Source organism: Streptomyces sp. NPDC030809, assembly GCF_055572195.1.
The window spans coordinates 1-23,349 of sequence record NZ_JBVIDV010000021.1 but is presented as its reverse complement, the minus strand read 5'-3'; the positions used below and the strand labels follow the sequence as shown (position 1 = coordinate 23,349).

Here is a 23,349-nt window from a genome sequence, read left to right as displayed (position 1 = left end):
CGAGGCCCCCCTGCCCGCCGTGTGCGTGCTCGGTCCAGGGCGTGGAACCCTCGTCCGCGCTCAGACGGCCGAGGAGGTCGTCGATCAAGCGTCAGTGGGTAGGGTGACTTCGCATGACCGGCACTGAGATCGAGATCACCCCAGACCTGGTCCGCGACCTGCTGCAGGAGCAGCATCCAGACCTCGCAGGGCTGGCCATCCGCGAGGTGGTGGGCGGCTGGGGCAACCAAATGTGGCGCCTCGGGGACGAGTTGGCCGTGCGCATGCAGCGCATGGACCCCTCCCCGGAGCTCCAGCTCAAGGAACGGCGGTGGCTCCCCGTGCTGGCCCCGCGCCTGCCGCTCCCGGTGCCGGTACCGGTGCGGTGCGGCGAACCGTCCGAGCGCTTCCCCAAGCACTGGACCGTGATGACGTGGGTTCCCGGCGAGCCGCTGGACCACGGCTCGATCAGCCGCGGGGACCACGCGGCCGACACGCTTGCGGGCTTCCTGCGGGCGCTCCACGTGGAGGCGCCCGCCGAGGCGCCGACCGCTACGGACCGCGGCGGCCATCCCAGGGACTGCACGGAGGGCTTCGAGAACCTTCTCCAGGCCGTTGCCCTCGACGAGATCGCTGCCGACGCCCGGGCCGTCTGGAAGGACGCCGTTGCGGCCCCCGCGTGGGAGGGGCCGAGGGTGTGGGTGCACGGCGACCTGCATCCCGCGAACGTCGTCGTCTCGGACGGGACGCTCTCGGGCATCGTTGACTTCGGCGACATGTTCGCAGGTGATCCGGCGTGGGACCTCGCCGCCGCATGGGTCCTCCTGCCCGCAGGCACGGCCTCACGGTTCTTCGACACGTACGCGCACGCAGACGAGGCGGCGATCCGGCGCGCCCGCGGGCTGGCCGCGATGAAGAGCCTCTTCCTGGTGCTCATGGGACAGAGCGGAGACCGAGGCCTTCCCGGCGGCAAGCCGAACTGGGGACCCGTAGGCCGCGCGGCACTTGATCGTGTTCTGAAGGGCGTCTGACGCTCGCCTGCTGCGAACCGTTGAGCGGACGCTCGTGCCCCGGCCCGCTACGCGCCCCCGGCGGAGCCGCCCCCGTCGCCGAGGGCGGCCAGGACCCGGTCGGGGGTCAGGGGCAGCTCGCGCAGGCGTCGGCCGGTCGCCCGGCTCACGGCGTTGCCGATGGCCGCCGCGGCGCCGACGATGCCGATCTCACCGATGCCCTTGCTTCCCATCGGGTTGAGGTGCTTGTCGTGCTCGTCGATCCAGTGGGCCTCGATGGCGATGGGGACGTCGGCGTTGACCGGTACGTGGTAGGCGGCCAGGTCGCGTTCCGCGAAGTCGCCGAAGGCCGGGTCCGGACCGCTGTGTTCGGTCAGGGCCATGCCCAGCCCCATCACCATGCCCCCGATGAACTGCGAGCGGGCCGTGCGCGGGTTGAGGACGCGGCCGGCGGCGAAGACCCCCAGCATCCGGCGCACCCGTACCTCCCCGGTGACCGTGTCGGCCTGCACCTCGGCGAAGTGGGCCCCGAACGCGTGGCGCGCGTACGGGGACCGCTGCTTCGCCGACTGGGTGGTGTCCGCGGACGCGGAGAGCCCCGCGTCGGGCAGCGGCCCGTGGTGCCGGGCCAGCCGGTCGGTCAGGGCGGTGCACGCGTCGTGCACCGCCCAGCCCCAGGACGCCGTCCCGGTGGACCCGCCGGCCACGGGGCCGGCCGGCAGCGCGCTGTCGCCGAGGGACAGCGAGACGGCGTCGAGCGGAACCCCCAGCGCGTCGGCGGCGATCTGGGAGAGCACCGTACGGGCGCCGGTGCCGATGTCGGTGGCGTTGACCTCGACGAGGTAGCTCCCGTCCGGTCGGGCGTGGGCCCGGGCGCCGGCCGGAGCGATGTACACGGGGTAGGTGGCCGCCGCCATGCCGCTGCCGATGAGGAGCGGCCCCTCCCGCCGGGGCGGCCGGCTGCCGGCCCAGCCGAACCGGTCGGCGCCCTCGCGCAGGCACTCCACCAGGTGGCGGCTGCTGAAGGGGCGGCCGCTGTCGGGCTCGGTGGCCGGGTCGTTGCGTACGCGCAGCTCGACGGGGTCCATCCCGAGGGCATCGGCCAGCTCGTCCATGGCCGACTCCAGCGCGTACATGCCCGGCGTCTCGCCGGGGGCGCGCATCCAGGAGGGAGTGGGCACGTCGAGCGCAGTGACGCGGTGCGTGGTGCGGCTGTCCCGGACCGCGTACATCACCCGCGCGGGTACGGCGGCCTGCTCGACGAACTCGCGCACCCGCGAGGTGTACGTCGTGACCTCGTGGCCGAGGGAGGTGAGCGTGCCGTCGGCGCGGGCCCCGAGCCGGACGCGGTGCAGGGTGGGAGCGCGGTGGCCGACGGTGGCGGCCATGTGCTGCCGGGGCAGGGCCACGGTGACGGGGCGTCCGCAGTGCCGGCTGGCCATGACGGCGAAGACGACGTGGGGACGCGGCGTGCCCTTCGAGCCGAAGCCGCCGCCCACGTGCTCGGCCAGCACCGTGACCCGGTCCTCGGGCAGCCGGAACAGCCCGGCCAGGACCGCGCGCACCACCGTGGTGCCCTGGCAGGAGTCGTGGACGGTGAGGTGGCCGCGCCCGGCGTCCCAGTCCGCGGTGGCGGCGTGCGGCTCCATGGCGTGGTTGTGCAGCGGCGGCACTGCGTAGCGGACGTCGATCCGCACGGGCGCGGCGGCGAACGCCGCGTCCGGATCGCCCTGTTCGCGGTGCGCGGGGTAGCCGCCGTTGACCTGCTCCGGGGTGTACAGGCCGGGGTGACCCTCGTGCAGTACGACGTCGTGCGGCTCCGCCTCGTAGGTGACGCGCACCGCGTCGGCGGCGGCGCGGGCCCCCTCCAGGGTGTCGGCGACGGCCAGCGCCACGTACCAGCCGCGGTGCGGTACCCGCAGGTCCTGGAGGAGCTGGAGGCCGGGGTCGTCCGAGGGGCCCAGTCGCGGTGCGTCGTACGGGGTGAGGACGGCCAGGACGCCGGGCAGGGCCAGGGCGGCGGAGGTGTCGACGGCGGTGATCCGGCCGCGGGCGATCGTCGCAGGCACCGGCCAGCCGTAGGCCCGCCGCGGCAGGTGCCGTTCGGCGGCGTACAGCGCGGTGCCGGTCACCTTCTCCCGGCCTTCGCGCCGTGGGACGGGGGAGCCGAGCAGGGCCTCGGCGGCGGTGTCGAGGGTGGCGGAGGCGGAACTCATCGTGGGTCCTGTGGTCCTGTCCTGGGGTCTGTGGAACCGGGATGCGCGGAACCGGGATGCGTGCCGGCCAGCGTGGCGATGGTGTCGCAGGCGAGGTTGCGGGCGAGGGGGATCTTGTACGCGTTGTCGCGCAGCGGTTCCGCCCGGGCGAGCTCGGCGTCGACCGCCGCGCGCACGGCGTCGGGGTGCGGCTCGGCGCCGGTCAGCCGCGCCTCGGCCGTGGTGGCCCGCCAGGGCCGGTGGGCGAGGCCGCCGAAGGCGAGCGCGATCCGGCGCACGAGGCCCGCATCGGGGTCGAGGTCCAGTACGACCGCGACCGAGGCGAGGGCGAAGGCGTACGAGGCGCGTTCACGGGCCTTGCGGTAGGAGGAGACGGCGCCGGGCGCCGGGGCCGGCAGCAGCACCGCCGTGACGATCTCTCCCGGCCGGATGACGGTGTCCTGCTCGGGGCGGTCGCCCGGCAGCCGGTGGAACTCGGCGGCCGCGACCGTGCGGGTGGTGTCCGGTCCTCCGTACAGCTCGACCCCGGCGTCCAGCGCGGCGAGGGCCACGGCCATGTCGGAGGGGTGGGTGGCGATGCAGTACGCGGACTGGCCGAGGACCGCGTGGTCGCGGTGGACGCCCTCCCGGGCCCCGCACCCGCTGCCCGGCTCCCGCTTGTTGCACGGCTTGGAGAGGTCCTGGAAGTAGGCGCAGCGGGTGCGCTGGAGCAGGTTCCCGCCGGTGGTGGCGACGTTGCGCAGCTGTCCGGAGGCGCCGGCGAGCACGGCCTGCCCGAGCAGCGGGAAGCGGGCGCGCACCCGCGGGTCGGCGGCCAGGTCGCTGTTGCGGACCGTGGCACCGACGCGCAGGCCCCCGTCGGGGAGGTCGGTGATCTCGTCCAGGGGGAGCCGGGAGATGTCGATCAGGGCGGTGGGGGTCTCGACGCCCAGTTTCATCAGGTCCACCAGATTGGTGCCGCCGCCCAGGTAGCGGGAACCGGGGTGCGCGGCGTGGGCGTCGGCGGCCTCGCGGAGACTGGTCGCGCGTACGTAGGCGAAGGGCTTCACACGATCACGTCCCTGTCTGCACCGGTGCTGGTGGCCGCGGCGTCGGCGGCGGCTTCGGCGACGGCCCGGACGATCGCCGGGTAGGCGCCGCAGCGGCACAGGTTGCCGCTGAGCCGCTCCCGGATCTCCTCCGCGGTCAGCGCGGCGGCCCCTGCCCGGGCACCGGCGGCGGTGACGAGCGACGGGTCGCCGGCGGCGGCTTCGCGCAGGGCGCCGACGGCGGAGCAGAGCTGGCCGGGGGTGCAGTAGCCGCACTGGAAGGCGTCCTGCTCGATGAAGGCGCGCTGGAGCGGGTGCAGGGCGCCGTCGGGCCCCGCGAGGCCCTCCACGGTCGTGACCGCGCACCCGTCGAGGGCGACGGCGAACAGCAGGCAGCTGTTGGCGCGCCGGCCGTCCACGAGCACGGTGCACGCACCGCACTGCCCGTGGTCGCACCCCTTCTTGGCGCCGGTCAGGTCCAGGTGCTCGCGCAGGGCGTCGAGGAGCGTGACGCGGTGGTCGAGGTCGAGGTCGTGACCGGTCCCGTTGACGCGCACGCGCACGCGGGAGCGGGTCTCGCCGGCGGACCCGCCCTCCGGCGTGCCGTGCGCCGGCCGGGGCGGCGGGTCGGATGCGTGGGCCACGACGAGCTCCCTGTCGTCCGCTGGGGGAGGGACGTCCGCCCCCGCCCAGCCTGTCCCCTCCCACCCCCACCGCCGCCGCACACCTCCGCAACCCCGCCCGCGCCTCCCCCGTACGGCCGACACACCGGCGAGCCGACGAACGACTCCGCCGTACCGGACGCATCCCCGATGAGGAGTCGTCCCTTCCGGCACGCCGTCCGATCCGGACCCGACCGTGAGCCACGTCGATGGTGAGGGCATCCTCTGACGCACCCGACGGCTGAGCCTGGAGCCCGGTCCACGAGCCTGGCTCCAGGCGGTCGACAGACCGTCCGAACGGCTCGGGGGATGCGCGAGCGAAGGCCCACGCATCCCGCTTGGGCCCGCCCGCGGACGAGGCGTAGCCTCTTGGCCATGTGCTACCACGCGTTCAACGGCGCCTTCCGGCACTACGTGTGCGTCGCATGCCGGCTCTCCTTCAAGGGCAGCACCTGGCCGGTCCGGAAGCGCATCTGTCCTGGCTGTCGCCGGCAACTCGTCTTCGCCGGGTACGACTTCGCCGCGCCCCGGCGGCGCGACGCGAAGGCGTGGTCCGTCGTCGCCGCCGTGCTGGCGGAGGGACTGACCTACGACCACCGGCCCGGCTGCGGCTGCGCGCGGCTCCCGTCGTTCCGTCCCCGGACCCGAGCACAGGTGCGGGTCCGCCGGCGCGCGGCCGAGCGGTTGGGGCTGCCCCTGTCGGTGACCCTCGCCCGCCGCGACGCCTTCACCCCGGAGAGCCGCGACGAGCATCCCCTCGCAACCGCCGAGCCCGAGACGACCTGAGCGGCGACCCGCTCGAACGCCTCACCCGCGCCTACCGCACTGTCACCTGAGGAGCTGCGCCCTCGATCCCCCATCCGCCCGTCCCCGCCCCGCTGCGGCGAGGGCCGCGCACCTCGCGTACCGGCGCCGCCCGGTCCCGCGAACGCATGTTCACATCCCTCGAACCGATGGAGAATGCCATGTCCGGCGAGACCGACCTGCGTGCCCTGCTGGCCGGGATGCAGCCCGAACTGCACAGCGGCGCGTACGTGTTCAGCACCGTCGCCGACCACGTCGTGCCCGAGGGAGTCGTCCCGGTGGTGACGGTCGTGGAGGACGAAGGGCTGACGATCGTCGCCCGCAAGGAGGAGGCGGACCGCAGCGGTCTGTCCTATGACTACGTCGCCGGCTGGATTACCCTGCGCATCCACTCCTCCCTCGCCGCGGTGGGGCTCACGGCAGCCGTCTCGCGGGCGCTGGCCGACGCGGACATCAGCTGCAACGTGGTAGCGGCCTTCCACCACGACCACCTGTTCGTTCCGCACGACAGCGCCGAGCGGGCGGTCGACGTCCTCTTGCAACTCACGCGGCCCGCCTAGACTCCCGCCGGGCGCCGAGGCCGGCGCCTCAAGGGGCAGGCCTGGACCGGTACATCCCCGTTGCGGGACCGGGCGGGTCGTGTCCGGAATGCTTCACCCCTTCGCGACGTTGACCGGTGAGGCACTCGCCGACAGCAGGGGGATCAGAAGGTGGCGCAGGTCAGGGAGCTCTACCTGAGCGTGGCGGAATCAGCGGGGAGGCTGCTGGCAGAGCCGGCGGTCGCAGACGGCTGGCACCAGCCCTCCGCGCTGGCGAAGCTCAGCGTCCGTGGACTGGCGGGCCACCTGGCCGGGCAGGTCTTCTTCATTCCCGCAGTGCTGGCTGAGCCGGAGCCTTCCGAGCCCACCCTCTCGATCCACGAGTACTACAGGCGGGTGAGTTGGATCGGCTCGGACCTCGACACGCCGTTCAATCAGGGCATCCGATCCGGCGGAGAGGACGAGGCGGCCGATGGCCCCGAGGCACTGGCCGCGCGGGTCGCCACGTGCGTCGAGGAGCTGCGCGGCACCTTGCCGGGCGTGCCGGACCGCCGCGTCCGCCGCCCGACCTGGGGCCCCTGGTCGATCACTCTCGACGACTTCATCACCAGCCGGATGCTGGAACTCGTCATCCACTCCGACGACCTCGCATACAGCGTCGGGCTGCCCTCACCCGAGTTCCCGGCCCCGGCCGTTGAGACCGTCGTGGACCTGCTGTCGCGGATCGCACTGCGGCGCCACGGAGCGACCGCTGTGCTCCGCGCACTGAGCCGCGCCGAACGCGCACCGGCCTCCATCTCCGCCCTCTGACGGGCCCCGGTCGCCGACTGTCCTGGACCGGCGGGTGGTGGCGAGGGTGCAGCTGTAACCCCGGGCCGGGCCGGCGGTGGTCAGGACGTCCTCGACGGACCGGCGCGACGAAGGCCCCGCGTGGTTCCCTTCCACACGGCGCAGCGGCACTGGTCGCCGCCGGCGAAAACGGCATCCCGCGCCTGCGCGCCGCAGCAGCCACCGACGTGCGGACGATGCGGTCCACGCCCCATCTGGAGTCGGAGCAGACGATACAAGTCGGCAGACGTCACGCCTGGGCGTAACGCGAGGATCGGATTTTCCCAACCCGTGGCCGAGTAAAAATCCGCGCGTACCCGGGTGAATCCCCGCCGGCCCCCCTCGGAGTCGCCAAGTCATCGAGAGGTAACGTGCGATACATCTAGCCATCGATGCCGCATGTCTGTAACTTCCGCTGTGGCTCGCCAACGGCAGCCGTCCCGATGTCTTCACTCCCCTTGCGAAGAGGTCCCACAGCCATGCACGCACGTACACGATCCGCCCGCTCCCTGTCGGCCTCGGCCGTGGCGCTCGCCGCGTCCGCCGCCCTGTCCGCGTGCGGGAACAGCACCCCCGAACCCCGGGCGGCCGCCCCTGCCTCCGTCGAGATCGCGGGTGTGCAGGTCCTGAAGGACGCGCGCCTGCACGACTCGCTGCCGGAGGCGGTGCGCAGGTCCGGCGCCGTCCGGGTGGCGACCGATGTGCCGTACGCGCCGTTCGAGATGTACGTCAAGGAGGGCGAGAGCCGGCTCACCGGCCTGGACTACGACCTCGGCCAAGCCCTGGGCGCCAAGCTGGGAGTGACGTTCGCCTTCACCCCGCAGAAGTTCGACGGCATCATCCCCGCGATCCAGGCGGGCAAGTACGACGTGGCGATCTCCGCCATCACCGACACCGAGGAACGCCGAAAGGTCGTCGACTTCGTCGACTACTCCCAGTCCGGCTCCGGGCTGCTGGTCGCCAAGGGCAACCCGGCCGAGATCGTCACGCTGGACGACCTGTGCGGGCACCCCGTCGGCGTGCAGGCCGCCACCAACCAGGCCGATCTGCTCAAGGCCCACCAGGCGCGTTGCACCGCGCTGGGCAAGAAGCCCATCGACATCCAGACCTTCCCCAAGGACTCCGACGCCCAGCTCGCCCTGCGCGCGGGCAAGGTCGTCGCGGACGTCCTGACGAAGCCGGCCGCCGGCTGGACGGCCAAGACCGCCGAGAACGGCGCCGCCTTCGACTCCGTGGAAGACCCTGCGGCACGGGGCGGCTACCAGGCCTCTCCCAACGGCATCGCGGTGTCCAAGAAGCTGCCGCAGCTGACCGAGGCGATCCGGAAGGCTCTGCAGCAACTCATCGACGACGGCACCCTGACCAAGATCTGCGACAAGTACGGGGTCGCCTCCATCGCGGTGAAGGAAGCCACGAAGAACGCGGGCGCCAAGTGAGCAGCACCGGCACACGCACCGGCACACGGACCGGCATCCCTCCCGCAGCCCCCGCCGACGGCGAGGCGCTCGACGTCGTGCCGGTACGCCGCTACGGGCGCTGGGCCGCGGCGGTTGCGGCTGCGGCCGCACTGGTCGGCCTGGCCGGGTCACTCGCCAAGAACGACAACCTCCACTGGGACGTCGTCGGCGACTACCTCTTCGCCGGCCTGATCTTCGACGGAATGGCCACCACCTTGTGGCTGACCGCGGCCGCCATGGCGCTGGGGCTGCTCCTGGGAACCGTCATCGCCGTCATGCGGCTGTCGGACAGCCCCGTGCTGTACGGGTTGTCCTCCCTGTTCGTGTGGGCCTTCCGAGGGACCCCGCTGCTGGTGCAGATCATCTTCTGGGGCTACGCCGCGGCGTTGTACTCCGAGATCAAGATCGGTATCCCGTTCACGGGCGTCACGTTCGTCTCGTGGGACACCAATGCCGTCCTGACCCCCGCGGTGGCAGCTCTGCTCGCCCTGGGCCTGAACGAAGCCGCGTACGCATCGGAGATCGTCCGCGCCGGCATCCAGTCCGTCGATCCCGGACAGGCCGAAGCAGCGCACTCGCTGGGCATGCGCCCCGCCCTGACCATGCGGCGGATCGTCCTGCCGCAGGCCATGCGGGTCATCATCCCGCCCATGGGCAACGAGACCATCAACATGCTGAAGATGACCGCGCTCGTATCCGTGATCGCCGCCCACGACCTGATGTCCAACATCCAAGCGGTCTACGCACAGAACTACCAGGTCATCCCCCTGCTGGTCGTGGCCAGCTGCTGGTACCTGGCGCTGGTGTCGCTGCTGACCGTCCCGCAGGCCTGGCTCGAGCGCCGGTACGGCCGGGGCGCCACCCGCGGCCAGGGCACCCCGGCCCTGCGGCGGCTGCTCGGCAGCGCAGCAGGCACCGCCCGGCTGCGCCGTACGAAGAAGGAGGCCGGGCGATGACCCAGCCCATGGTCCAGGCCATCGGAGTGCACAAGGACTACGGCAGCCTCAAGGTGCTGCGCGGCATCGACCTCACGGTCGAACGCGGCCAGGTCTGCTGCCTGCTGGGGCCCTCGGGGTCGGGCAAATCGACCTTCCTGCGGTGCATCAACCACCTCGAACGGATCGACGGCGGCAGCCTGGCCGTCGACGGCGAGCTCGTCGGCTACCGCCGCCAGGCCGGCAGGCTCCACGAGCTGCGCGAGCGTGAGGTGGCCGCTCGCCGACGCGACATCGGCATGGTCTTCCAGCGCTTCAACCTCTTCCCGCACATGACCGTGCTCGAAAACATCTGCGAGGCTCCGGTGAAGGTCGCCGGGATCCCGAAGGCCGAAGCCGAATCCGAGGCACACCGGCTTCTGCAGCAGGTGGGGCTCGCCGACCGGGCCGGCCACCATCCCGCGCAGCTCTCCGGCGGCCAGCAGCAGCGCGTCGCCATCGCCCGCGCGCTGGCGATGAAACCGAAGCTGATGCTCTTCGACGAACCCACCTCCGCTCTCGACCCGGAGCTGGTGGGCGACGTGCTCGACGTGATGCGGCGCCTGGCCGCAGACGGCATGACCATGGTCGTCGTCACCCACGAGATCGGATTCGCCCGCGAAGTGGCCGACACGGCCGTCTTCATGGACGAAGGCGTGGTCGTCGAAGCCGGAGACCCCCGCCAGGTCCTGACCGAGCCGACCCGGGAGCGCACCCGCGCGTTCCTCTCCAAAGTCCTGTGAGCGCCCCCACCCGGCCCCAGCCCTCCACGCGGACCCTGCGGGCCCGGGCCGCCGCACGCCACAGCGAGTACCTCGCCGACCTCGCCGCGCTCGTGGCCATCGACTCCGGCTCCTACAGCCCTGACGGCGTCAACCGCGTCGCGGCCTGGCTCGCAGCCCGCCTCGAACGCTGCGGCGCCCACCCGCGCACCGTCTCCGTCGGACGCCACCGGGGACGGGGCCTGGGCAACGCACTCGTCGCACGCAAGCAGGGCTCCCGCAGCGCGGCCGACGGCGGGCGACGGATCCTCCTCGCGGGACACATGGACACGGTCTTCGACGACGGGACCGCCGCACAGCGCCCCTTCAGCCTCGACGGCGCCCTGGCACGCGGCCCCGGTGTCAGCGACGACAAGGGCGGCCTGCTGGCCGGTCTGAGCGCACTGGAGATCCTGACGGAAGACGGCTTCGACGACTACGCCGAGATCACCTTCCTGGCCACGCCGGACGAGGAGATCGGCTCACCCGGCAGCGCCGCACTGACACGCGCCCTGGCCGCCGAGGCGGACTTCGCCCTGGTTCTGGAATGCGCGCGGGAGAACGGCGATGTGGTCATCGCCCGCAAGGGCGTCGCCGACTACCTGATCACCGTCGAAGGCAGGGCAGCACACGCCGGCATCGAGCCCGAACGCGGCGCGCACGCCGCCCTGGCCGCCGCCCACCTCACCATCGCCCTGCAGGCCCTCAACAGCCGGGAAGCGGATGCCACGATCAACGTCGGCATCCTGCAGGCCGGGACCCGCACGAACATCGTGCCCGACCGAGCCGAGCTCCACATCGAAGTACGCGCAGCCTCTGCCGCCTGCCTCGACCGCATCGGCCGCGCACTCGTGGACGCAGCCGCACGCCCGGCCGTCCCCGGCACCACGGCCACCGTACGGCGACTGGACCTGTGCCCGCCGATGGAGCCCACCGACGCCGGCCGCCGCATCCTGGCGCTCGCCCACAGCGCCGCCGCAGGGCTCGGCCTCACCTTCGGAGCCGCCCGCACCGGAGGAGTCGGCGACGCCAACACCATCGCCGCCGCCGGCACGCCGGTCCTCGACGGGCTCGGGCCGGTCGGCGGAGCCGACCACTCCCCCCAGGAGTGGCTCGACACCCGCACGATCACCGACCGCGTGACCCTGCTGGCCCTGCTGATCGCCCGTCTCTGCCACACCACCGCCCCCTGAACGGAGCTTCCATGCCCGGCACCCGCTCGCGGCGCAGCCTCATGGCCGCCACCGCCACCGCCGCCCTGCTCGCGGCCCTGGCCGTCCCCGCCGCTGCCGCCCCCCTGCACCGCCCCGCCGCCGCCCCGCCCCGCCCCGCCGTCTCCGGCTCCCTGGTCCTCGTCGGCGGCGGACTCAAAGCCGACAACAAGGCCGTCTACGGGGAGATCATCCACCGCGCCGGCGGGAGCAGCGCCCGCATCGGAGTGCTGACCGCCGCCTCCGTCCCCGCCAGCCGGGACCCCCATGCCGAAGACCCGGACCGGTGCAGCAACTCCGCCTGCAACGGAGCCCATTACGTCAACCTCTTCCGGCAGCACGGTGCAGCCGACGCCCAGTGGATACCCATCGACCTCGACCACATCGCCAACGCCGACTCCGACACAGTCGTCGCCCAGGTCAACTCCATGACCGGCTTCTTCTTCGGTGGCGGCGACCAGTACCGGTACATCACCACCCTCCTGCACGGCGAGGCGCACACCGACACCAGGGTCCTGGCCGCCATCCGCGCCAAGCTCGCGGCCGGAGCGGTCGTCGCCGGCTCCTCCGCCGGAGCCCAGATCATGGCCGGCCGTGACATGGTCACCGGAGGCGAGTCCCACCCAGCGCTCCGCGACGGCAGCGCCCCCGGCTACTTCGACGACCCCACCCGCCTGGGCTACCTGCCGGCCGGCGGCTTCGGATTCCTCACCTCCGGCCTCCTCGACACCCACACCGGTGCGTACGGCCGCGAAGGGCGGGCCCTGCGCCTCGCCTCCGACACCGGCCACGACCGGGTCTACGGCCTCGATGAGGACACCGCCCTGATCATCGACCGCCCCGGCACGCCCGCCGAGACCGCCACCGTCAGGGGCACCCGCGGCCTGACCGTCCTGGACCTGCGCCACGCCCGCACGCGCGCCACGACCACCGGCTGGTCGCTGCGCGGCGCCCGCTACTCCTACCTCACCGACGGCGACCGCTACCTCCCGCAGGCCTGGCGCATGCTGCCCGCACCCGGCAAACGCCCCGCCACCCCGGCGAACGACACCCCGGTGCCCGCCAACGAAGACATCTTCAACTCCCCCCACCACACCGACGCACGGCCCTACTCCCTCCTGGGAACCGCCCGGGCCCTGGCCGCCACCCGCGCCCAGCGCACCGCGACGGCCACCACCTTCGAGACGGCCCCGCGCTTCACCGTGACGCTGTCCAAGACCACCGGCACCGGCGCCTGGGCTGCCGGCCCGTCAGAGCCCGCCACGCTCGACGGACTCACCCTCGGCATCGCCCCCCACTGACCGGGCAGCCGCCACACCACCCCGGACAGCACCGTCCGCCGAGCCTGGCACTAGGCTCGGCGGACGCGGCACGACCCACCCGAAAGGAAGCCACCCGACGATGAGCGGCAGCACCCTGGCCGACCGCATCCGCGCCAACCTCGGCGCACTCAGCCCAGCCGAACGCAAGGTCGCCCGCACCCTGCTGGCCGGGTACCCCGCAGCGGTCTTCGAAACCGTCGCCGTCATCGCCGAACGCGCCGCCGTCTCCACCCCCACCGTCCTGCGCTTCGCCGCACGCATGGGCTACCGCGGCTTCCCCGACCTCCAAGCAGCCGTTCGCACCGAACTCGACGCCCGCAACGCCTCTCCCATCGCACTCTACGAAGCCGCCGGCCTGGGCACTCTTGCCGAAGGCGAGGCCGACACGGCCGGCCTCCTCGAACAGGCGGACGCCGCCTTCAATCCCGCACTGACCCAGACCTTCGCCGAGATCCCCCCGCACGACTTCCACCGCGCCGTGGAACTGCTCGCCGACCGCAAACGCCGCATCACCCTCGCCGGCGGCCGCTTCACCCACCTCCTGGCCCAGTACCTCGGCCTCCACCTGATGCAACTGCGCGAAGACGTCCGCTTCCTGCCCGACCGGCCGGTGGAGCGCACCGCAGCCCTGGCTCAGCTGAGCCGACGCGACGTCGTCGTCGTGTTCGACCACCGCCGCTACGAAGCCGACAAGACCGCGATCGCCCAACTCACTCGGGAGGTCGGAGGCAAGACCATCGTTGTCACCGACCCCTGGCTCTCTCCCGCCGCCACCCACGCAGACGTCGTCCTGCCCAGCCAGGTCGGCACCATGGCCCCCTACGACAGCCTCGTCCCCACCCTCGCCGTCATCGAAGTCCTCATCGCCGGCGTCATCAACACCCTCGGCCCCCAGGCACACCGGCAACTGCACCACAACGAAGAGATCGCCCGCCGCACGGGCCTGCTCTGACAGCGAGGGACCCCGCCGACCCGAGGCGACGCCCCGGCCTGCCCCCGCCGCACGGCGATCGACTGATCATCCCCCGCCCTCGCGGCGCAGTACGGCGGGTGTCGTGCCGTGCCAGCGCTGGACGGCGCGGCGCAGGGCACGGGCGTCGGCGTAGCCCGTTCGCAGGGCGACGGCCTCGATGCTGAGCGCGGTGTCCTGCAGCAGCCGGGTGGCGTGCTCCCGCCGCCCGGCTTCGAGCTCCCTGCTCCAGCTGGTGCCGTGATCGCCGAGGCGGCGCTGCAGGGTGCGCGTGCTGAGGCCCAGGTGCTGCGCCACGGACGCCAGCGTCGGGACTGCCTCGTCCTGAAGGGAGGCCAACGCGCCGCGGAAGAGGTCCAGCCACGTGTGCAGCGGGACCGCAGCCGTCAGGGCGTACGCGGCATGGCTCCGCAGCACCGCCGACAGGCCCGGCTGGGCGTGCGGCGCGGGAGCCTTGAGATCGGAGACGAGGAAGGTGAGCGCGCTGGCCGGAGCTTCGAAATCGATGTTCCTCGTGCCGTAGAGCTCGATCAGGCTGTCGTGCCGGCGGGGTGCCTTGGTCGCGAGTGTGACTCTGAGCGGAGCGAGGTCCCGACCGGCTGCTTCGCAAAGGCGCTGCCGGTACAGGCCCAGCCCGAACGCGCGGATCGCGCAGGCCGCCTCGTGGGCCATGTCGGCCTCGTTGGTGTGGCTCACGGTGACCTGGTCCCCGTCCACCGCAACGCGAAGCCTGTCCGTACCGGTGTCGGCGACAGTGGCGAAGAGCTCTGAGGCGTCCAGGATTCCCTCCAGGGGAGTGGCCGCGGACGTGATCAGGTAATCCCACACACCGAGACTGCCGAGGTGCGACCGGCGGGCCAGAAGGACCGCCAGCTCGTTCCAGGGGACACGTGCGATGGTCAGTTCCGCCATGCGGATGCTCGTGGCGGAAGGTATGCGGCAGCGGTCGTCGTTCAATTGCTCGGGAGCCAGCCCCAGCAGGTGGACGTATTCGTGGGGTGCCACCCCCACCAGCCGTGCCGTTTCCACGCTGAGTCGGGTGAGGGCAGAGGACATCGTCCCCTGGTGAACGAGCGAAACCATGAAGGCTGATCGTAGTTCAGAAGAATCGGCCGGTCGCCCTCAAGCCGACCACTGCGAGACGCGTGCCACCGGCGGTGCACGGCCCCCCGTCCGCGTGCGGACGAGGGGCCACGGCCGGGAGCGGATCGGCTACTTGGCGCTGCCGATCCAGGCCTGGCTCTGCGCGCCGGAGCTGCAGGTCCACTGAACCGCGGGCGCGTCCTGGGCGATGCTGGCGTTGTACAGGGTCGCGCACAGGTCGCTGCCGAGGTTCCTGAGGAGCACGCCTCCTGCCGTGCTGCCCGTGTCCCTGATCCACCGCTGGGTCGGGTACGTGTGGCAGTCGAACTGCACCAGTACGGCATTGCCCGCACTGCTCCCGTCCTTCACGGACAGGCACCTCTTGCTCTGGAAGTTGCGGATGCGGTACGGGTCCTCAGGGTCCGTGTACCAGTCCTGCGCGTCCACCCCGTTGCACGACCCCTGCACGACGGTGAGATTGTTGTTGAGGCCGGTGGACCACGGGAACAGGCAGATCTGGCTGCGCACGTTCTTCAGGCGGAAGGTCTGGACGGCGTCGGCCGTGCGGTCGAACTCGAACACGAGGCGTGCGGGGAGTTCCTTGGCAGAGGGCTGGATCACCTCGTTGACCCCGCGCAGCCGCCCGCGGTTGGCGTCCCAGTCCAGGTTCTGCGTCATGTCCGGGGCGTTCGTGACGATGGAGCCGGCCGTTCCCGACGCTCCCCTGTAGATGCAGGAGGCCTGCACGTACCCGTTGGTGTTGGCGTTCCAGCCGGGCGGGCAGATGCCGCTGATGTAGAACTGGCCGCCCGTGTAGACGGCGCCCTGCATGGCGAGGACCCGTGAGTACCAGGCACCGGTTGCGTGTGCGTCGGCGAACTCGGTCGTGCCGTCGTCGGCCCGGGGCAGCCAGGTGTCCTGGTTGAACGGCCACCGGACGAGACGGCCGCCGGCGGCGGGTCGCGATCCGTCGTTGTTCAGCCGCTGGTGCTCGGCCGATACCAGGGCACTGTTCGCCCGGTCGAAGCTGAGGGAGTTCATGCACGGCTCGGAGCCCTTGAGGGGCGTGCAGCCTTTGCCGCTCGCCGCCGTTGCGGCCGACACGGTCCGGTACTGCAGGGTGAGCGGAATGACGTACTGGTAGTTGAACGTCGTCGATCCGGTGTTCTCGACCTTCTGCAGGTTGCTGAGGCTGTAGACGTTGAGCGCACCACCCGAGGCCATGATCAGGTTGTCGCGGTACCAGACCACGCTGTCGCCGTGACCGCCGACGGGTTTCACGCCACCGTTCCGGTTCACGGAGACGAGCAGGACGTCGAGGTAACGCGGGGTGGCGTCGGTGCGGTCGACGAACCGGAACTTCAGCAGCTGTTGGGGCGTGCCGTCCACCTTCTCGTCGTTGTGCATGGAGATGACGTCCCAGCGCCGGGCGGAGACCCCGGTCTGGTCCACGGGCCACATGCCGTCGTTCGATGCGAGCCTGCTGTGGGGGATCGAGAACCCTTGGGGCGTCCACGTCGTGGGGGCACCCGGCGCCAGCTTCCCCGTGTCGTCGGAGTTGCCCCAGCAGTATCCGGTCGCGTGCACGCCCGGGTGGAACGGCTCGGGATAGCACAGTCCGGCCTTGCCGGACTGAGGCATCGTCACACGGGCCAGGTTGACCGTGCTGAGGTTGCCGTTCGCCCTCAGGCCGGCGGCGACGTCGCTGCGGTGGTCGTACTCGGCGGTCATGGTGAACGGTTGCCATTCGGCAGCGGCCACGGGCTCGTCAACGGGTTCGTCGGCCTGGGCCGCGCCCGCGCCCACGCCCGCACCCATGCCCAGGCTCGCCATCAGGAGGAGGGCGGTCGTAACGAGGCGCGCTGCACGCCCTGTTCCGCGTATTCCGGCCGGAGAGTCCTGCGCTCTACGGGCACTTCGCGTCACACGCGGGTGAAGAGCGAGTTTCAAGAGAGCTCCTTCTTGCACAATTCAGGTACGGGTCTGGCTGGAGGATGTGAAAGATGCATTTGCCATAGCGAATGCAGGTGTGTGGTGTGTGAAATCCGGGTCGGGGTCAGGCCGATGCGAAGCCGACGCCCTTGTCCGGCTCGGGTGCGGCAGTCGGAGTGCCCAGGAAGAGAGAAGCCAGCGCGGCGGCAATCGCCAAGCTGCCCACCCCGCATGCCGAAAAGACGGGAGCGGAGGCCAGCGGCACCCCGCCCAGGAGCGGCGCGGCCAGCCACAGGCTCAGTACGCCACCCAGCGTCAGAGCGCTGACGAGCGACGGCAGGGCGATCCACAGGACCGCGGTCCCCAGCGACCGCGGCGCGGGAGGCTCTTCGCCGTCGACCAGAGCCCCGTGCCACACCGACGTGGCGAACGACCGCACGAGGGCGATCCCGGCGGAAGCGGCCAGCAGGAGCGTCCCGAGGATCCCGGCCGGGTACAGCCAGCGCGACTGCTGGCGGGACATGGCGATGCCATCGGTCCAGTCACCGCCGAGCGGCCGGGCGGACACCCCGCCCGGCAGCCACCGGTACCCGGTCCGGCTGACGGCCGCGAGGTCCAGCGGCCCGCCCGACTTCGACAACAGGACCAGCGTCGCGCGGCGGCCGGGGTCCACCGCGGCAGAGGCGGCGGGTGCGCGCCGTACGCCGAACCGGCCGTCACCCGTCCCGTGCCACCGCAGGAGCTCCTGGAGCCGCGCATCTCGCGGACGGGGCATCCCGGGCTGTTCCGCCCCGCCCTCGGGGCAGGGGAGTCGAAGCAGGGCGAGGTCCTGGCAGTCCCCCTCGATGACGGGGCCGTGGCTGCCCGCAGCGCTCCCCGGTCCCACGGCCACGACCCCCGCGGCGCCACCTCTCCACTCCGACAGGAACCGCGCCACCTGCGTTTCGGAGGCGGCGGCACCCACGCCCACTACCACGACAGAGCTGCCCACGCGGGACTCGGTGGCCCGGGCGGCCATGACGACGTCCCCGCGCGGAGTGAACCAGACCAGTGCCTGGATCGTCACCACGAGGCCGGCCACCACGGCGGAGAACAGGCCGACGGCGTGCAGCGGATGCCGCGCAAGGAAGCGTCCGGCGACGGCTGCCCCCCGCAGGTCGTGCGACGCGGCCCGGCGCAGCAGCCAGGAGCCCCAGACACCCGCGGCCGGGACCGCCAGGAACATCAGGGCCACGGCGGCGCCCGCGCCCCCCGCCCAGTTGGCGAGCACGCGCGGCCATGAGTCGGGAGCGAACAGCCCTGCTCCCCGGGCGCCGACGAGCAGGGCCGCCGCGCCGCCGAGCAGCACCCACCCGGCCGCCCGCTCGCTGACGGTGAAGCGCCCGGTCCCCCCGGGGCGCCGGCGGAGCAGCTCCGTCACGGCGAGGCCCGCGAGCACCAGGCAGACGGCGGCCGGTCCGGCCGCCGCCACGGACAGCGCATGAGCCCGCATGTCCGCAGCGGACAACACGAACGAGACAAGAGGGATGCGGACGTTCGTGTACGAGCAGCACACGGCGGGGAGGAGGCCGATCAGCGCGCCGGCCGCCACGGGTGCCGCACTCGCCTTCAGCAGAACGGCGATCCGCCGGCCCCGCCCCACCGGCTCGATCCCGTCCCGTATGCCCGAGGGTCGAACGCTTCGCGCCGTGGCAGCGCGCAAGGCGCAGATCACCAGCACCAGGGCCGGCAGCCCCGCAAGCAACGCGACCATCGGCCGGAGCCCGCCCGGAGGGCGCGCCCACAGCGTGGGGCCGATGGCAGCCCCCTCGGGACGCCCGTACCCGGAGATGCCGGTCATGCCCGAAGGGAACAGGTCCCGGTCGGCCGGGCGTACGTAGGCGAGGAGCTCTCCCGGTGTGTCGAGCCCCGCCTCGCGGATGGTCCCTGCGTCCCGGCCGTATCGGCGCTCGATGTCCGCACCCTCCCCGGCCCGCCTGAGCGCCGGGGACAGAACCGCCTCCCCGGGCCCCGGCCATGTTTCGACCCCGGGCGGCAGGGGTGCGTGCGCGGTGACCGGAGAGATGGCGACCACGGCGATCTGACGCCCCGCGACCGTGTCGAAGTGCTGCGACCACCACGCCCGGGCGGCGCCGCCGGCGGACGGCGCGACGAAGACCGGCGAGCGCCGGGCCTCGCGTTCGGCGCGGCCTTCTTCGGCCGCCCCCACGGCGGCGAAAGCCGAAAGGGCGAGCGCGGCCACCGCCGCAGCACAGAGCAGGGCCATGAAACGGACACGTCCGGAAACGGCCTCGGAGGGGGTCTTGTTTTCACTCATCGAACACCGTTTCCGAATGTGCCGAGGGAGGTGCGGGGATGCTGCGGCGAGCAGCATCCCCGTACCGATTGCAAATTGCTGATCAGCGCTCCGAAATCACCGGGCCGCAGGTGTCGGGGGTGGAGTTGTGGTACACGCAGCCCTTCATCCAGGTGATGCGGTGCGCCTCATCGAAGCTGCTGTACTCGGTCTTTCCCGAGCCGGCGAAGTTCCACAGCTTCTGCTCGCCGGAACCCTCGTGGCGGTAGTACACCGCGTACACCGGGTTGCCGTCCGCGGCCGTGTCCGACACGGCGATCTGGCCGCGGGTTCCGCCCGAGAAGGCCCTCACCCCGGTGGTGCTCGAGTACCAGTCGGCCGATGCGGGCGCGGCGCCGATGACCGCAGCTCCGACGAGGGCAGCGGTGGCAATGCGGCGGGCGATCTTCATGTTCATTGCTTCTCCGTTTCAGGCCGCGGTGGGCGGCCGAATCAAGGGAACTCCCCCTGCGCCAGGCATCGATGGGCTGCAGAAGCGCAGCCGCGGGTGTGCCCACGGGGCATGGCAGGGGTGGTGGAGCGATTCGAAACGCTGCGTGTCGTATCGCTGGAGGAGCATGCACACTGACGGACGGTCATGTCAACGCGAGAAGGCCCGCCTTCGTCCGCCGACCTTCAGTCAGAAGCGGATATTTCGGGCGTGAATGGTGCCGCTCAGGGCAGCGGGCAGGCGTGCCCCCACCTCAGGCAGGTTCGCCGGCACCTGTCAGGGCCGGCATGAGCGCGGTCACGATGTCGCGCATGAACGTGGGCGGAACGGGACGGGTCCGCAGGAGCCAGGTGTGGTAGATCGGCCCGTAGATGAGTTCCACGGCCACTTCGAGGTCGAGATCCGCCCGGATCTGCCCCTCGTCACGCGCCTTGGCGAGCCGGGCAACGCACTCGTCGATGGAGACCCGCAGGATGCGGCTGACACCTTCAGCGGCCGCTTCATCGCTCTGGGCAGCGGCAATGAGACCCCGCCAGATGAAGCCGAACTGCGTTCCGAAGAGCTGCATCACGTTCTCGGTCTGCGTGAGCAGGTCCGCCTGGATGTCGCCCGTGTCGGGATAGCCGGCGGTGGCATCCCGGGCGATCTCGACCCCCTCGATGAGGATCGCCGCTTTGGACGACCACCAGCGGTAGATCGTGGTCTTCCCGACACCTGCCCTCGCGGCGATGGCCTCGATCGTCGTGGCGGCGAATCCGCGCTCTGCGCAGAGCTCGAAGGCGGCCGAAAGGATGGCCTGACGGGCCTGCTCACTGCGACGGGCGGACATGCGGCGATTCTATCGCAACGCTACGTTACGTCTCCTTTTGGCCTGACCGCCGTCCGGCTGTCGGCCTACGGGCCCTGACCCCGGAGCGTGGCTCCTCCCCGCCGGAGAAGGCCGAGTTCACAGAGGTCTGAAACCCCGTGCGTCGAGTGTGAGGCGTAAGACCGGTGGCGCGCAAGGTCCCATGGTTGGCGCGCGCTGTCCCTGCCCCGGCGACCTGCGCGCCCGTAGGGTGGGTTGAGCGGTGGGGATGAGACGGGGGCTCCACCGCGTGGACCCAGGAGTTGCGCAGGTCGTGTCTGCCGGACGGGGTGGCCGGTCGCGGGTGGCGCACTGCCGCGGTCACACCGAGGACTCCGACGGGCCTGAGCACGACTGACACCTCCCTGCGCGCACGGTGGCACGGCGGCCTCATTCAGGGCGAGTTGGCCGCTCCGGCTTCCTTGAGCGGGGGCCGGGACGGCGGGCCGCAGCCGCACCGGAACCTGGTCAGGCAGGATCGGCTCACGGACGGAGGATGCCTGGTCGTTGTGGTCGCCGGCGTGTTCCTTCTGGCCGGGGCACCGTCCGCGAGCAGAACCGCGGTGCAGCGCAGCCCTTCAAGGGGGATCAAGCCGGCGTCGGCTTCCCCGAGCCGTGCCCGGGCGCCCCGGTCGCGGTGGACGTGCCGCTGTCCGCGTTCGCGTCCCATGCCCGTGAGCCTGCACAGCCGCGCGGCGCGCCGGGTTCGCGGCCGACAGACAGCCCGCCCGCACTCGAAGGCAGAATGCGGGTCGGTACGGTCAACGATGCTTTCCCGAGCAGGAAGTGACACCTGATGACAGGCTGCCGCAGGTCCGCAGCGCACCGAGGGGCGGGCCCTTGAGCCCGCACGAGAGCTACGCCCCGGGCTCGTCCGCGGGGGGCAGGGCCGGTCGCCGGCGGTCCGAGGGCATGGGGCCCAGCAGCGGGCGTCTTTCGGCGGGGCCTCCGGCAGGCGGGTAGACCCGGGCATGCCTGAGATGCTGTGCATACACACCGGCCAGCGCCGTCGGCAGCACCCGGCCGAACTCCTCCATGGTCCTGACGGTCCCGTCGGCACCGATGCCGGGAGCGCTGCGCCCCCCACGGGCAGCAGGTTCGGCAGCGCACGCGACAGCGCGGGCTCCAACTCGTTCGCCGCCCGCACGCTCTGGGTGTCGTCCCGGTTCGTGGCCACGACCACAGCCATCCACGGCCTGGGCTCAGCATCCAGCACCTCCAACTGCTCGCGCAGCGCCGGCACCTTCATCGCCCACCGGTCCACGAGGAGGATCAGCGGACTCGACGAGTGCGCCTCCGTACCCGCCCGGTGCACCTCCGCGTCCAGGGTGGAGACGTCCACCTGGCTGTTGAGCTGGTACGCCAGCTCGGTGGCCACGTGTGCCAGGGGCCGTACGGACGCGGGGTAGTACGGGTTCCAGTCGTCGGGGGTGTCGCCGTAGTAGCGGGGGTCCCGCCCGTCGGGGAGCGTGTGCCGGGTCGGGGCCGCCACCGCGATCCGCAGGCCCGCTTCGTCCGAACGGGGACTCCCGAAGGCGCTCGGAGTGCTCCGGTAGTCGACCGGAGGCCCGGCAGGCATGTCCACGGTCTTGGCCACCCGGACAATGTGCTTGGCCAGTTGGTACACGGTCCGCTCGTACTCTTCCGCGAAGAGGCGCAGTTTGATCAGGCCGTACAGGCCGTCGGTGACGTACCGGTCGCCGAAGGAGGTGTGCTGGAACTGCAGCCTCCGTGCGGCCGGAGGGATCTGGGCGTCCGGTAGGGGCACCCACAGCGCGGGCACGATGGGTTCCACGGAGCTGGTGCCGGTCGCCGCGTGCCGGATGGAACGCTGGGCGAAGGCGAACCACTCCTTTCCGCACATCTCACTGGCGAAGTAGCGGGGGGAATACAGCGGAACGAACACCCGCGACGTCGCCAGCACTTCCGCCAGCCGCTCCGACCAGCCCTCACCCGAGCGGATTTCCCGGTCCATGAACCCCGCCTGGGCACTCCGTGCCGGCGACTTCCGCACCGTCTTTCATGCTCTGGCCGGCCTGAAGCGGGCCTTCCCTGCCGCGCTGCTGCGCCGACTGTCCGACCACGACACCAGATGGTCCGCAACCCGCCCCACGAGCCGACCGCGCTCGCCGTCGCCGACATCAACAGTGCCGACGCCGCCGGGCTGCGAGTCGTCTTCGGCGTCGGCCGATTCCAGGACAGCGACATCGCGGGCCTGGGCTACCGCAGCCTGACCCGCACCGACCTCGTCCACGACGTTCTCGGCCTCGGACCCAGGCCGCTGGACGCCGCGTCCGTCCTGGCCTCCACACTGCCGCAGATGCTGCGCACCACCCGCTACGGGCCGGTGTGGAAGTACCTGCGCCACGCCGGCCGGGTGAGCGGTGAGGGCAGTGTCGACACCGCCGGCCTGGATGACCGGCTCGCCGAGGCGGGCAAGCGCGGCGCTGCCGACCTGCACCCCGGCGCCTACTACGTACGCCGCTTCCGCCAGCTCACCCCGTCCCCGCGCACCCCGCGCGAACTCGAGGCCCTCGGTCTGGTGGAGCTGGTCAACTTGTCCCCGCTCCTGGATCCGGCCGGCTACGAGCTGGACGAGCTGCGGCAGGTGCTCATCGAGCGGATGGAGGAGTGCGGGCCGGGCACCTCGCACGCCACCGCCTTCCACAAGTGCGTCTGCCTCTACGACCTGCTGGCCTACGGGCCCACCGCGCGGGGGGGGTGTCTCTATGTCCTTCGTCAAGGGCGTGGTGCCTGGTATGCGGGTGTTTGGGGTGGTCATGCGGCGAGAGTGACGGCGGGGGTCCGGGATTCGTAGAAGGTGCCGTCGCGGAGCATGGCGAACAGGACGCTGATGCGTTGGCGGGCGAGTCGGAGGAGGGCCTGGGTGTGGGTTTTGCCGCGGGCTCGTTGTCGGTCGTAGTAGGTGCGGGAGGCCGG

General features: G+C 71.9%; 20 protein-coding genes and 1 pseudogene. 11 read left to right on the top strand and 10 right to left on the bottom strand.

Annotated elements, in window-relative coordinates; all coding sequences use genetic code 11:
* The first annotated feature begins 113 nt into the window (after positions 1–113).
* Complete coding sequence (locus ACZ407_RS25600; protein WP_468132103.1) at positions 114–1,010, top strand: aminoglycoside phosphotransferase family protein; 897 nt, start codon at positions 114–116, stop codon at positions 1,008–1,010.
* A gap of 47 nt (positions 1,011–1,057) precedes the next feature.
* Here ACZ407_RS25600 and ACZ407_RS25595 read toward each other — a convergent pair whose 3' ends face one another.
* The 3 genes from ACZ407_RS25595 to ACZ407_RS25585 are packed head-to-tail and all read right to left on the bottom strand — an operon-like array spanning position 1,058 to position 4,877.
* Positions 1,058–3,205 carry a xanthine dehydrogenase family protein molybdopterin-binding subunit gene (locus ACZ407_RS25595; RefSeq protein ID WP_468132101.1) on the bottom strand — a complete coding sequence of 716 codons (2,148 nt, stop codon included), beginning with the start codon at positions 3,203–3,205 and terminating at the stop codon, positions 1,058–1,060.
* Positions 3,202–4,254 (bottom strand): FAD binding domain-containing protein, encoded by a 1,053-nt coding sequence (locus ACZ407_RS25590; protein WP_468132099.1) that lies wholly within the window; start codon positions 4,252–4,254, stop codon positions 3,202–3,204. The genes ACZ407_RS25595 and ACZ407_RS25590 overlap by 4 nt, the downstream gene beginning before the upstream one ends.
* On the bottom strand, positions 4,251–4,877 hold the full coding sequence (locus ACZ407_RS25585; protein WP_468132097.1) for a (2Fe-2S)-binding protein: 627 nt from the start codon (positions 4,875–4,877) through the stop codon (positions 4,251–4,253). Before ACZ407_RS25585 ends, ACZ407_RS25590 begins: the two co-directional genes overlap by 4 nt.
* A 393-nt stretch (positions 4,878–5,270) precedes the next feature.
* Here ACZ407_RS25585 and ACZ407_RS25580 point away from each other — a divergent pair, with 393 nt between their 5' ends.
* The 9 genes from ACZ407_RS25580 (at position 5,271) to ACZ407_RS25540 (ending at position 13,743) form a co-directional block, all read left to right on the top strand.
* On the top strand, positions 5,271–5,681 hold the full coding sequence (locus ACZ407_RS25580) for a hypothetical protein (RefSeq protein WP_468132095.1): 411 nt from the start codon (positions 5,271–5,273) through the stop codon (positions 5,679–5,681).
* Positions 5,682–5,860: 179 nt separating this feature from the next.
* Positions 5,861–6,259: an ACT domain-containing protein gene (locus tag ACZ407_RS25575; protein ID WP_468132093.1), complete on the top strand. Its 399-nt coding sequence runs from the start codon at positions 5,861–5,863 to the stop codon at positions 6,257–6,259.
* A 150-nt stretch (positions 6,260–6,409) separates the two neighbouring features.
* Positions 6,410–7,048: a maleylpyruvate isomerase N-terminal domain-containing protein gene (locus tag ACZ407_RS25570; RefSeq protein WP_468132091.1), complete on the top strand. Its 639-nt coding sequence runs from the start codon at positions 6,410–6,412 to the stop codon at positions 7,046–7,048.
* 497 nt (positions 7,049–7,545) lie between these two features.
* Entirely contained in the window at positions 7,546–8,502 is a 957-nt protein-coding gene (locus ACZ407_RS25565) for an ABC transporter substrate-binding protein (protein WP_468132089.1), read from the top strand.
* A gap of 35 nt (positions 8,503–8,537) precedes the next feature.
* Positions 8,538–9,479: an amino acid ABC transporter permease gene (locus ACZ407_RS25560; RefSeq protein ID WP_468132337.1), complete on the top strand. Its 942-nt coding sequence runs from the start codon at positions 8,538–8,540 to the stop codon at positions 9,477–9,479.
* Positions 9,476–10,240: an amino acid ABC transporter ATP-binding protein gene (locus ACZ407_RS25555; protein WP_468132087.1), complete on the top strand. Its 765-nt coding sequence runs from the start codon at positions 9,476–9,478 to the stop codon at positions 10,238–10,240. The genes ACZ407_RS25560 and ACZ407_RS25555 overlap by 4 nt, the downstream gene beginning before the upstream one ends.
* Complete coding sequence (locus ACZ407_RS25550; protein WP_468132085.1) at positions 10,237–11,451, top strand: M20 family metallopeptidase; 1,215 nt, start codon at positions 10,237–10,239, stop codon at positions 11,449–11,451. The genes ACZ407_RS25555 and ACZ407_RS25550 overlap by 4 nt, the downstream gene beginning before the upstream one ends.
* Positions 11,452–11,462: 11 nt before the next feature.
* Positions 11,463–12,770: a cyanophycinase gene (locus ACZ407_RS25545; protein WP_468132083.1), complete on the top strand. Its 1,308-nt coding sequence runs from the start codon at positions 11,463–11,465 to the stop codon at positions 12,768–12,770.
* A gap of 100 nt (positions 12,771–12,870) precedes the next feature.
* Positions 12,871–13,743, top strand: a complete 873-nt coding sequence (locus ACZ407_RS25540) for a MurR/RpiR family transcriptional regulator (protein ID WP_468132081.1) — start codon at positions 12,871–12,873, stop codon at positions 13,741–13,743.
* A gap of 66 nt (positions 13,744–13,809) precedes the next feature.
* Here ACZ407_RS25540 and ACZ407_RS25535 read toward each other — a convergent pair whose 3' ends face one another.
* From ACZ407_RS25535 to ACZ407_RS25510, 6 genes are all read right to left on the bottom strand, one after another.
* Entirely contained in the window at positions 13,810–14,844 is a 1,035-nt protein-coding gene (locus tag ACZ407_RS25535; protein WP_468132079.1) for an AraC family transcriptional regulator ligand-binding domain-containing protein, read from the bottom strand.
* Between the two features lie 129 nt (positions 14,845–14,973).
* Positions 14,974–16,677 (bottom strand): RICIN domain-containing protein, encoded by a 1,704-nt coding sequence (locus ACZ407_RS25530; protein WP_468132077.1) that lies wholly within the window; start codon positions 16,675–16,677, stop codon positions 14,974–14,976.
* A gap of 223 nt (positions 16,678–16,900) precedes the next feature.
* Positions 16,901–19,093, bottom strand: a complete 2,193-nt coding sequence (locus ACZ407_RS25525) for a hypothetical protein (protein ID WP_468132075.1) — start codon at positions 19,091–19,093, stop codon at positions 16,901–16,903.
* An 82-nt stretch (positions 19,094–19,175) separates the two neighbouring features.
* The gene (locus ACZ407_RS25520; RefSeq protein WP_468132073.1) at positions 19,176–19,529 is read right to left on the bottom strand and encodes a hypothetical protein; all 354 of its coding nucleotides are present in this window, start codon (positions 19,527–19,529) and stop codon (positions 19,176–19,178) included.
* 286 nt (positions 19,530–19,815) lie between these two features.
* Positions 19,816–20,391: a TetR/AcrR family transcriptional regulator gene (locus ACZ407_RS25515; protein WP_468132071.1), complete on the bottom strand. Its 576-nt coding sequence runs from the start codon at positions 20,389–20,391 to the stop codon at positions 19,816–19,818.
* A gap of 412 nt (positions 20,392–20,803) precedes the next feature.
* Positions 20,804–22,423, bottom strand: coding sequence for a TIR-like protein FxsC (locus tag ACZ407_RS25510; protein ID WP_468132069.1), 1,620 nt, complete (start codon positions 22,421–22,423; stop codon positions 20,804–20,806).
* Positions 22,424–22,501: 78 nt separating this feature from the next.
* Here ACZ407_RS25510 and ACZ407_RS25505 point away from each other — a divergent pair, with 78 nt between their 5' ends.
* The gene (locus ACZ407_RS25505; protein WP_468132067.1) at positions 22,502–23,227 is read left to right on the top strand and encodes a hypothetical protein; all 726 of its coding nucleotides are present in this window, start codon (positions 22,502–22,504) and stop codon (positions 23,225–23,227) included.
* Here the strand turns inward: ACZ407_RS25505 and ACZ407_RS25500 are convergent.
* A pseudogene (locus ACZ407_RS25500) lies at positions 23,188–23,349 on the bottom strand (IS110 family transposase); the annotation flags it as partial. The gene ACZ407_RS25505 and the pseudogene ACZ407_RS25500 sit on opposite strands and share 40 nt — an antisense overlap.

What these genes read in the sequence shown, in the direction of transcription:
- ACZ407_RS25595 (WP_468132101.1), bottom strand. Translation starts at nt 3,205, where the DNA reads ATGAGTTCCGCCTCCGCCACCCTCGACACCGCCGCCGAGGCCCTGCTC.
- ACZ407_RS25540 (WP_468132081.1), top strand. Translation starts at nt 12,871, where the DNA reads ATGAGCGGCAGCACCCTGGCCGACCGCATCCGCGCCAACCTCGGCGCA.
- ACZ407_RS25545 (WP_468132083.1), top strand. Translation starts at nt 11,463, where the DNA reads ATGCCCGGCACCCGCTCGCGGCGCAGCCTCATGGCCGCCACCGCCACC.
- ACZ407_RS25530 (WP_468132077.1), bottom strand. Translation starts at nt 16,677, where the DNA reads ATGGCGAGCCTGGGCATGGGTGCGGGCGTGGGCGCGGGCGCGGCCCAG.
- ACZ407_RS25555 (WP_468132087.1), top strand. Translation starts at nt 9,476, where the DNA reads ATGACCCAGCCCATGGTCCAGGCCATCGGAGTGCACAAGGACTACGGC.
- ACZ407_RS25515 (WP_468132071.1), bottom strand. Translation starts at nt 20,391, where the DNA reads ATGTCCGCCCGTCGCAGTGAGCAGGCCCGTCAGGCCATCCTTTCGGCC.
- ACZ407_RS25505 (WP_468132067.1), top strand. Translation starts at nt 22,502, where the DNA reads ATGGTCCGCAACCCGCCCCACGAGCCGACCGCGCTCGCCGTCGCCGAC.
- ACZ407_RS25565 (WP_468132089.1), top strand. Translation starts at nt 7,546, where the DNA reads ATGCACGCACGTACACGATCCGCCCGCTCCCTGTCGGCCTCGGCCGTG.
- ACZ407_RS25535 (WP_468132079.1), bottom strand. Translation starts at nt 14,844, where the DNA reads ATGGTTTCGCTCGTTCACCAGGGGACGATGTCCTCTGCCCTCACCCGA.
- ACZ407_RS25580 (WP_468132095.1), top strand. Translation starts at nt 5,271, where the DNA reads ATGTGCTACCACGCGTTCAACGGCGCCTTCCGGCACTACGTGTGCGTC.
- ACZ407_RS25575 (WP_468132093.1), top strand. Translation starts at nt 5,861, where the DNA reads ATGTCCGGCGAGACCGACCTGCGTGCCCTGCTGGCCGGGATGCAGCCC.
- ACZ407_RS25520 (WP_468132073.1), bottom strand. Translation starts at nt 19,529, where the DNA reads ATGAACATGAAGATCGCCCGCCGCATTGCCACCGCTGCCCTCGTCGGA.
- ACZ407_RS25525 (WP_468132075.1), bottom strand. Translation starts at nt 19,093, where the DNA reads ATGAGTGAAAACAAGACCCCCTCCGAGGCCGTTTCCGGACGTGTCCGT.
- ACZ407_RS25600 (WP_468132103.1), top strand. Translation starts at nt 114, where the DNA reads ATGACCGGCACTGAGATCGAGATCACCCCAGACCTGGTCCGCGACCTG.